The sequence below is a fragment of the Neisseria sp. HMSC70E02 genome, from assembly GCF_001838645.1.
Classification (GTDB): Bacteria; Pseudomonadota; Gammaproteobacteria; order Burkholderiales; family Neisseriaceae; genus Neisseria; species Neisseria macacae.
Genome location: NZ_KV838131.1, coordinates 1 through 10,287, shown reverse-complemented (window position 1 = coordinate 10,287; position 10,287 = coordinate 1). Strand labels below are relative to the sequence as shown.

General features: G+C 51.6%; 6 protein-coding genes. 1 reads left to right on the top strand and 5 read right to left on the bottom strand.

The window, feature by feature from the left end; all coding sequences use genetic code 11:
* Positions 1-289 precede the first annotated feature (289 nt).
* From HMPREF3277_RS12255 to HMPREF3277_RS12235, 5 genes are all read right to left on the bottom strand, one after another.
* Positions 290-2,317, bottom strand: coding sequence for a BCCT family transporter (locus tag HMPREF3277_RS12255; protein ID WP_070871283.1), 2,028 nt, complete (start codon positions 2,315-2,317; stop codon positions 290-292).
* A gap of 570 nt (positions 2,318-2,887) precedes the next feature.
* The gene (locus HMPREF3277_RS12250; RefSeq protein WP_070871282.1) at positions 2,888-3,886 is read right to left on the bottom strand and encodes a hypothetical protein; all 999 of its coding nucleotides are present in this window, start codon (positions 3,884-3,886) and stop codon (positions 2,888-2,890) included.
* A gap of 284 nt (positions 3,887-4,170) precedes the next feature.
* The gene (locus tag HMPREF3277_RS12245) at positions 4,171-5,430 is read right to left on the bottom strand and encodes a glutamate-5-semialdehyde dehydrogenase (RefSeq protein ID WP_070871281.1); all 1,260 of its coding nucleotides are present in this window, start codon (positions 5,428-5,430) and stop codon (positions 4,171-4,173) included.
* Between the two features lie 363 nt (positions 5,431-5,793).
* On the bottom strand, positions 5,794-6,477 hold the full coding sequence (locus tag HMPREF3277_RS12240; RefSeq protein ID WP_070871280.1) for a 16S rRNA pseudouridine(516) synthase: 684 nt from the start codon (positions 6,475-6,477) through the stop codon (positions 5,794-5,796).
* 40 nt (positions 6,478-6,517) lie between these two features.
* Complete coding sequence (locus tag HMPREF3277_RS12235; RefSeq protein WP_070871279.1) at positions 6,518-7,636, bottom strand: methyltransferase; 1,119 nt, start codon at positions 7,634-7,636, stop codon at positions 6,518-6,520.
* Between the two features lie 427 nt (positions 7,637-8,063).
* Here HMPREF3277_RS12235 and HMPREF3277_RS12230 point away from each other — a divergent pair, with 427 nt between their 5' ends.
* On the top strand, positions 8,064-9,857 hold the full coding sequence (locus tag HMPREF3277_RS12230) for a 2-isopropylmalate synthase (RefSeq protein ID WP_070871278.1): 1,794 nt from the start codon (positions 8,064-8,066) through the stop codon (positions 9,855-9,857).
* Positions 9,858-10,287: the final 430 nt, after the last annotated feature.

The window sequence follows — 10,287 nt, the reverse complement described above, 5'->3', positions numbered from 1 at the left end:
TTGTCCTGATTTAAATTTAATCCACTATAATAAAGCGGTTTGCATGGGGAAAGATTGTGTTACGGATGATGGGGAAAGAGGTCGTCTGAAAAGCTGGATTTTGGGTTTCAGACGACGTTTTTATTTGTTTTTTTAAGACAGGTTGGGCAGTGTTTTTCGTGGGCAAAGCCCACGCTACGGGAGGGGTGTGGATGGAACGTGTGGTTTGTTTGAACGCATGAAGAAAGGTCGTCTGAAAACGGGAAATCTGTTTTCAGACGACCTTGGTTACCATCTGTTTAACAAAAACTTATTCTGCCAATTCGGTTTGCTGGTGCGACATGAGTTCTTGTCCGACATCGGTCAGGAGGTTGAGGTAACGCTCGTACTGCTTGAGGATGTCGGCGATGAGTTCGCGGCGGTTCATGTATTGCACGTCGTAGCCGCTGCGGCCGTCGAAGAAGTAGGTGTAGGGCTCGTAGGTGACGTTGTGGCGGATGTGTGGGAGGTGGCCGTCTTTGATAAGCTGTTCGGACACTTCGCGCTTGATGGTTTTAATGCCGTACATGAAGTCGCGCAGGGACTCTTTGTGGATGGTGAATTCGACGGCAGGTTCTTCGCGGTCGAAGTGGGTTTGGATGTCGACGCTCAGGCCGTATTTGTCGGACAATTCCTCGCCCAGTTCGCGCATGGCGGGCAGGGCGGTGGTTTTGAGGAATTTGAGGATGTCTTGTTCCTGCGTTTGGTTCAGCATACGCTCAAGCCTGTCCTGCCAGTTGTCGCCGCTCCAATAGACGCTGGAGGGAGTGACGGCGGTCGTGAAGTATTTGTGGTCGGCGTTTAATCCGCGCCATAGGCTGAAACACATGATCAGCATGAGCAGGGCGAAAGGCAGGGCGACGATGAGGGTCATGGTTTGCAGGGTGGGCAGTCCGCCGAAGCGCAAAAGGACAATGGCGGCGGCGGACATCAACAGCCCCCACATCACTGCCTGCCAGCGCGGGGCGGCCACGCTTTTGTCGCGGGAGGCGATGTTGTTGAGAACGTAAATGCCGGAGTCTGCGGAGGTGATGAAGAAGAGGGCGATCACCATGAGGCTGACAAGCCCTGTGAGGGTCGGCAGGGGGAGGTATTCGAGGAAGCGGAAGAGGAGTTTTTCGGGCGTGCCGGTCAATTCGCCCAATGCGCCTGCTGCGGTGTGGTCGTTAATCCAGATGGCGGTATCGCCGAAGATGGTAAACCAGATGACGCAGAACAGGGAGGGAACCGCCAAAACGCCGAAAATAAATTCGCGTATGGTGCGTCCGCGCGAGATGCGGGCGATGAAGAGTCCGACGAAAGGCGCCCAAGAACACCACCATGCCCAGTATAAGATGGTCCAGCCGCCGAACCATTCGGTATGGTTTTGTTCGTAGCTGTACGTTTTGAAACTGAGTTGTACGAGGTTGCTCAGGTAAGTGCCGAGGTTGTCGTTGAAGGCGGAGAGCAGGTGGAGGGTCGGGCCGGTAGCGAGGACGAAAACCATCAGTAAGAAGGCAAGGGTCAAGTTCATCTCGCTCAACATTTTGACGCCTTTGCCTATGCCGGAGGCGGCAGAGGCGACCGCCAAACCCATGACGGCGAAAATCACGATGGTTTGTACGGAAAAGGTGTTTTCGCTTATCCAGCCGATTTGTGCCAAGCCCGCACCCAACTGCGCCGCGCCGAAGCCGAGCGTGGTAATGATGCCGAACAGGGTGGCGACCAGCGCAAGTATGTCGATGATGTCGCCTGCCTTACCGTCGATTTTCTCTTTCAACAGCGGATAAAAGCAGGAGCGCAGGGAAAGCGGGAGTTTGTAGCGGAAGGCGAAATAGGCGAGCGCCAACGCCATGGCGGCGTAAACCGACCAGGCATGTACGCCCCAGTGGAAGAGGGTGTGGAGCAACGCATCCTGCTGCCTTGCGCCGCTGCCGCCTTCGGTGATGGGGGACAGATAGTGGGTAAGCGGTTCGGCGACACCGAAAAACATCAACCCGACGCCCATACCCGCCGCGAACAGCATGGCGAGCCAAGACCAAAAGCTAAATTCAGGCTCTTCTTCGTTGCTGCCCAGCTTGATGTTGCCGAAGCTGCTGACCGAAAGTGCGAGCAGGAAGAAGAAGAAGGCTGAAAACGCCAAGATGTAAAACCAACTGAAGTTTTTGAAAATGCCCGTTTTGGCGGCATTGAGGACGGTTTCTGCCTGCTGCGAAATCAAAAGCGCGATGCCGATGACCAGCAGCACGAAGGACAGCGTAACGGAAACGACGAAGGGATTGAACGAAGAGCGGTTGCGTAAGAAATGAAATAAAGACAAACCTTGACCTCCTTTGGGATGGTGAGGCAGGCGGATACGGGCGCAAGGCTGTATATGGTTGATTAACAAAAACTAGGAATAAAACATGGTCTGTCGGACAGGGTCCGAGACTTTCCCGATTTTTGGTAATCCACTATAAAACGCAGACAAAAAACGAATGGCGTTTAAACCGTCCTGCCGGATGAAAAACAAGGGAAAAAGAGAGTAAAAACGCACAGATGAATGAGCCGTAATGAGGGCCGGGTGAGACAAAATGGATGATGATTATTTCTTTTTTTGAAGGAATAATAACAAAATCAGGGGATTGTTTCAAATTGGGAAAGATTTGTGATTATAGTGGATTAACTTTAAACCAGTACGGCGTTACCTCGCCTTAGCTCAAAGAAAACGATTCTCTAAGGTGCTGAAGCACCAAGTGAATCGGTGCCGTACTATCTGTACTGTCTGCGGCTTCGGCGCCTTGTCCTGATTTAAATTTAATCCACTATATTTGGACAAGAAAGATGGCGGCGATAAAATGGGCAAAGGGGTCGTCTGAAAGGTATTTCAGACAACCCCTCATCAGTTTTATTAGCTATTGCCGCTATCTACTTTCTTAAACGACAACCAAATGCAGACGCCGACCGATATCAGCCAAGCCGCCAGCAGCCAATACGGGTTGAGCAAATGGGCGTAGGGATTCAAATTGGGATTCTTGATGGGCGGCAGATAAACCATAACGCCGAAGTAGGCAGACGATAGGGCAAGGCCGCTCAAAATGCCTTTTTGGTCTTTACGCAGACGCATCAGCATTGCCGTCAAACCGCTTGCCACCATGGCGGCAAAGCCAAAGAAAGTCATCGGGATAAAGTGTGCGCTCCAAGCTTGTGTGTCGGGGAAGGCGGAGTCCGGCTGCATCAGGAAGGCGCAAGTCAGGAAAGTCGGCGTGCCTGCCAAAGCAAAAGCCAGCAAAATCCACCAGCGGTAAGAAAAAACGCCTTTTTTTTCAGTTGCATGTTCAAAAATGACTTGCCCCGCATGAATGCCCGCCTTCACGGTTTTCACGGCAATTTCCCGCTCCCGTTTATACCCGCTTTCACTAGGTAAAAACACCAGCCCAAAGGGAATAACGGCAAACGCATTCAATAGGCTGAATATCGTTAATCCTTCGAAATAAAAATTAAACAGCATCTCTATATCTTTTGACAAAAACAGCGCAAACAATATCGTGCTTATGTAGGAATAGACAAAGCCGATGAGCATGGCGGTCAAGATATGCTTCAAGTTCCTACGCAAACGAAGCTGCGTCATCGCCATACCGGTCAGTATGCCCCAAACCAGCATATAGCCAAGCATATAGAGTAAACCGGTAATTATTGCAGCCACACTAGCCAGACTGCCGAACACCAGTCCGAAAATACCGAAATGGAGCATAGAGGCAAAAAAAGCTGCCACCCCGCCGGAAGCTACGGCAAGCTGAACGGTGAGAAACACGAGTAAAACGCCGTAACACAAGGCATAAACGGTAAAGAGCAGTGTAAGGTACGGCTTGCGCGGTTTCTTATCCTTCGGGGTAGTGTTGTCCGACATTATGCTGGTTTCCTTTGGATGATTTATCGGAATTGAAGTAGTTTCAGACGACCTTTGAGCGCGGATACATCGAACCCAAAATCGTCGTATCGGATTGAGGTAAAGCTGTTATGGAACTTTGAATGATTATAATGGAATAGTTTGTGTCGATGATAGCCGTATAACGATATTGCATTTTCGTGAAACCGATAATAAGCAACAAGATTGCCCTTACAACAAAAGGTCATCTGAAAACTGTTTTTCAGACGACCTTTTACCGTTTTATCACTCAAGAAAGCGACGGATTACTCCCGTACCTGCCCGTCGCCCAACACAATCCATTTCTGCGAAGTCAGTCCGTGCAGGCCGACGGGGCCGCGCACGTGGATTTTATCGGTGGAGATGCCGATTTCCGCGCCGAGACCATACTCGAAGCCGTCGGCGAAGCGGGTGGAGGCATTGACCATGACGCTGGCGCTGTCGACCGTGCGCAGGAAAGTGCGGGCGTCGGTGTAGGATTCGGTTACGATGCTGTCGGTGTGGTGGCTGCCGTGGGTGTTGATGTGGGAGACGGCTTCTTCGAGGCTGTCGACGATTTTGACGGAGAGGATGGGGGCGAGGTATTCGGTGTCCCAGTCTTCTTCGGAGGCCGTCTGAATGTGGGGCAGGATGGAAAGGGTACGCGGGCAGCCGCGCAGCTCGACGTCGCGGGCGGCGTATTTCTCTGCCAATACGGGCAGGATTTCTGCGGCGCGGCTTTGGTGGACGAGCAGGGTTTCCATGGTGTTGCAGGTGCCGTAGCGCGAGGTTTTGGCGTTGAAGGCGATGTTGACGGCTTTTTCGGCGTCGGCGGTGCGGTCGATATAGACGTGGCAGATGCCGTCGAGGTGTTTGATGACGGGCACGCGGGCTTCGGCGGCGATGCGGGAAACCAGCGATTTGCCGCCGCGCGGGATGACGACGTCGATAAATTCGGGGCTTTGCAGCATGGCGCCGACGCTTTCGCGGTCGGTGTTTTCAATCAGGCTGACGGCTGCTGCGGACAGGCCGTTTTCAACTAACGCCTGCGTAATCAGTTTGGAGAGCGCCATATTGCTGTTGAAGGCTTCACTTCCGCCGCGCAGGACGCAGGCGTTGCCGGACTTGAGGCAGAGGGCGGCGGCATCGACGGTTACGTTGGGTCGGGATTCGTAAATGATGCCGACAACGCCCAGCGGGACGCGCATTTTGCCGATTTGCAGGCCGTTTTCGCGGGTGCGGAATTCGTCCATTTCGCCGACGGGGTCGGGTAGGGCGGCAATCTGGCGCAAACCTTCGTACATGGTATCTATGGTTTTTTCGCTCAGCCGCAGGCGGTCGAGCAGGGCGTCATTCAAACCTTTCTGCGCGGCTTGTTCCATATCTTGAGCGTTGGCGGCGAGGATGGCGGTTTGATGGTGTTTGATGAGTTCGGCGGCGCGCAGGAGCACGGCGTTTTTTTGAGCGGTCTCGGCGGCGGCGACAACATAGGAAGCCTGCTTGGCGGCGGACGCGGTGCGGCGGACGTAGTCTTGGATGTTTTGCATGATGTGCCTGCGGGGAAAGTGGGAATGGGTTGATGATAAGGTCGTCTGAACGGGAATTCAATAGGATGCAGGGAGACGGTTCAAATGATACTGGGGAAGGATAACTGAGAAAATCGCAGATAAAAAAAACCATCTATACTAAGGGGAAAAGTATAGATGGCCAAACACATTACGGGGAAAACGTCTTACTCACTTACTCACTTCTCTCGAAGCAAGTGTTACTCAGACACGCGAATTATATAATAGTTCACGAATGATGACGTTAAGTTTGGTTAATGACATCTTAACAATCATATCATCATGTTTTTAAACAAATAAAAAAATCATAATGGTTAAAATTTTTTTGAAAAAACTTCAAAATTTTTAAACCGTGATGAATTTCCACTCCCCTGAGGCTAAATTTTCTACCGTTCGTCCGTTAAATTCGTCCCGATGGAGGTGTTCGACGCGGTTGCCGGCGGCGGCGACCATACGTTTGACTTGATGATATTTGCCTTCGGTAATGGTCATCAGCAGGGTGGTCGGATTTTCCAAAACGGCTTCGGCTGCGCGGACGGTTTCGTTGTCGTCGTGCAGCAGGACGCCGTTTTTCAGCGTTTCACACAGGCTGTTATCGGCAGGATGCTTCAGGGTAACGCGGTAGATTTTGGGTACTTTGTGTTTCGGCGAGGTAACGCGGTGGTTGAACTGCCCGTCGTTGGTAATCAGCAAAACACCCGTCGTATCCGCATCCAGCCTGCCGACCGCCTGCATGTCGATATTGCGCATATGGTCGGGGAAAAGGCTGAAAACGCTGGGGTATTGCTGCGGTTTGTGCGAGGTTTCGTAATCGGCGGGTTTGTTGAGCAGGATATAAAAATAAGGCATGGGTACGACGACGATGTCTTCGCCGTCTATGCGCAGCGTTTGGACTTCGGCGGGATCGATGTCGGCTTTGGCGTCGTTGTAGACCGTATCGTTGATTTCGACACAGTCGTTTTGAATCAGCCACTGGCATTGTTTGCGGCTGCCTATGCCTTGGGATTGGAGGTATTTGATCAGTTGCATGGGAATGGCGGGAACGGGTTTCAGACGACCTAATTGTATATCAGGACTTTGTTTTCAAACGATAGAGGTATGTGGTTTCTTGATTGCGGGCGAAGGCGAGCGGGTCGGATTCGTCGGCGGCTTTGCGGTGGCGCGGTTTGGTTTTCAGAATATCGACCACTTCTAAAGAGGTCGTCTGAAAACATTGTTCCAGAAAATCGTGGTCGCGCAGATGCAGATGTTCCGCCAAGTCGGAAATGATTAACCACGCTTCGCCTTGCGGGTTTAAATGCTGCCGCACGCCGTTTAAGAAGGCGGTCAGCATGGCGTTGTCGGGATCGTAGAGGGCAGTTTCGACGGCGGAAGTCGGTTTGGCGGGCAGCCACGGCGGGTTGCAGACGATCAGGTCGGCGCGTCCTTCGGGAAACAAATCGACGGCTTGGACGGCAACTTGTTTGTCCAGCCCCAAGCGGGCGAGGTTGGTGGTTGCGCAGGCAATGGCCTTGGGGTTGGTATCGGTAGCGATGATTTCGGAAATGCCGCGTTTGGCGAGGATGGCGGCGATGACGCCGGAGCCTGTGCCGATGTCGAACGCCGTCTGAATATGGGGATTCAACGGCGATTGGGCGATTAAGTCCAAATATTCGCCGCGCAGGGGCGAGAACACGCCGAAGGGAACGTGGATTTTGCCGTCAAGCTGCGGAATGTCTATGCCTTTTTTGTGCCATTCGTGTGCGCCGATAAAACCCAAAAGCTGGTTGAGCGGCAGTAAAAACGGTGCGTCGTTCGGCTCGGCGTACACATCGGCAAGGGCGGCGCGGACGTTGGGCGCGCGCGGGTTGCTTAACTGAAAACCCGCGCCGATTTCGATGGCAAGCATGTTCAGCACGCGGCTTTGCTGCGCCTGTTTCATGCGGTGGGTGTGGAAGGTCGTCTGAATATCGGCAGGTGCGTTTTTCGTTTTTTCAGACGACCTGCGGACGCGCTTTTTCATCGCTGCCAATACTTGCTTGGCGTTGTGGAAATCGCCCGTCCAAACGGTTGCCGTTTGGGCGTGGGCGTTTTTCAGAATATCGGCGGCATTGCTTTCATGCACATAAACCGCCTGCTTGGGCGGCTTCTGCGTGCTTTCGTTGCGCCATTCGGCAGCGGCGCGGTCGGTGGGGATAATGGGGAACATGGCGGGAAGGAGGAAGGGAAACCGGCGGCAAGTTTACTATAGTGGATTAAAATTGCAATGATACGGCGTTGCCAACGCCCTTATGTACTCCCCGTACACGGCGGGCGTTGCCGCCTTGTCTCATTTTTATTTTAATCCACTATATATTTCGGCTTGCGATGTATTGCCGTTATGGTGTGCTAGACAGTCAAAATAAGCGAGCGTAGTTTGGACTGTAATGCCTATTCATTATTTGACGGCAGGTATGTGTCGCCTGCCTTTTTGTACTCGGATATTGAAATAAAATTGGACAAAATGTATAAAATAATTCTGAATTTAAAAAGTAAATCCGTATTTTTAGAAAAATAGATTGTCGTTTTGTCTAAAATGCGTATAATCCCCTTCCAAAGCAAACCATAATTTCGATAAAGTTTGGACAAGGAACATCATGCAATTAGACATTGACCGCTTAGTTGCTTATTTCGGCGGCGTGAATGCACTTGCCGAAGCGTTGAAACAGCACGATCCCGAAAATGCCGCAACAACCGCCGCCATCTATAAATGGCGCACGCGCGGGTCGCTGCCTTTGGCGCAACTGCAAAAGCTGACCGCGTTGGCGGAAGCGCAAGGCAGACCGCTGGATTTGAATGCTTTTTTACAAAAAAACGAATCTCTGGAGAGAACAGAAATGACACAGACCAACCGCGTAATTATTTTCGACACCACCATGCGCGACGGCGAGCAGTCGCCCGGTGCATCCATGACCAAAGAGGAGAAAATCCGCATTGCCCGCCAGTTGGAGAAAATGGGCGTGGATGTGATTGAGGCGGGTTTTGCCGCCGCCAGCCCGGGCGATTTCGAATCGGTCAATGCGATTGCCAAAATCATCACCAAATCCACAGTCTGCTCGTTGGCGCGTGCCGTTGAAAACGATGTGCGCAAAGCGGGCGAAGCCGTTTCCCCCGCGCCGAAAAAACGCATCCATACCTTCATCGCCACCAGCCCCATCCACATGGAGCACAAACTGAAAATGAAGCCGCAGCAGGTCATCGATGCGGCGGTCAAAGCAGTGAAAATCGCCAAAGAATACACCGACGATGTGGAATTTTCCGCCGAAGACGCCGTGCGTTCGGATTTGGACTTCCTCGCCAAAATCTTTACGGCGGTTATCGAAGCGGGCGCGACCACCATCAATATTCCCGATACTGTCGGCTACTCCATCCCTTCCGTGTGGTACGAGAGTATCAGCAACATCATCAGAAGCGTGCCCAACGGCGACAAAGTAGTCTGGTCGACCCACTGCCACAACGACTTGGGTATGGCGGTTGCCAACTCGCTGGCCGCCGTTCAGGCAGGCGTGCGCCAAGTGGAATGCACCATCAACGGTTTGGGCGAACGCGCGGGCAATGCCAGCCTTGAAGAAATCGTGATGGCGTTGAAAGTGCGCCATGATTTGTTCGGCTTGGAAACCGGCATCGACACCACACAAATCGTGCCGGTATCCAAACTGGTGTCCACCATTACCGGCTATCCGATTCAGCCCAACAAAGCGGTGGTCGGCGCAAACGCCTTTGCACACGAATCGGGCATCCATCAGGACGGCGTGTTGAAACACCCCGAAACCTATGAAATCATGACTGCCGAATCGGTCGGCTGGTCAACCAACCGCCTGACCTTGGGCAAATTGTCCGGCCGCAGCGCGTTCCGCAGCAAACTGGCGGATTTGGGCATCGAGTTGGAAAGTGAAGAGGCGCTGAACGCCGCGTTTGCCCGCTTCAAAGAACTCGCCGACAAAAAACGCGAAATCTTCGATGAAGACCTGCACGCGCTGGTGTCCGACGAAATGGGCAGCATGAACGCCGAAAGCTACAAATTCATCTCCCAAAAAATCAGCACCGAAACCGGCGAAGAGCCGCGTGCCGACATCGTGTTCAGCATCAAAGGCGAAGAAAAACGCGCATCCGCCACAGGTTCCGGCCCTGTCGATGCGATTTTCAAAGCGATTGAGAGCGTAGCGCAAAGCGGCGCGACTTTACAGATTTATTCCGTCAACGCCGTAACGCAAGGCACGGAAAGCCAAGGCGAAACCAGCGTCCGTCTGGCACGAGGCAACCGCGTTGTCAACGGTCAGGGCGCGGATACCGACGTTTTGGTCGCCACCGCCAAAGCCTACCTCTCCGCCTTGAGCAAACTGGAATTCGGTGCCGCCAAACCGAAAGCGCAAGGCAGCGGTACGATTTGAGCTTAAATGGCTTGATTTGAATTTAAAAAGCAAAGAGGTCGTCTGAAAACCGAAGTTTGGGTTTTCAGACGACCTTTTTTTATTTTTTCACAGAACTGAACAGGGGAAAAAGGTTAATCAAACACAGTAAAAAATACAAAACGAGTATTAAAATCAGCCATAAATTTTTAAGTTTTATACTTGAGTAAATGATATGAAACAATAAATCTAGGTCGCCTATTAAATGGACAAAAAAATACGCTGTAAGGATGAAACAGAAAATACCAATAAACTTTCTTCCTAATAGAAAGAAGAGAATAGAAATATTGTTTATTATTAAAAATAATTTAATAATCATAGGGTTATCGTTTATTTCACCTTGTAAGTCAGATAAATTATAGACATCCCCATCAATTATATATAGTAAATTAAAAACAAAATAGTACAATAC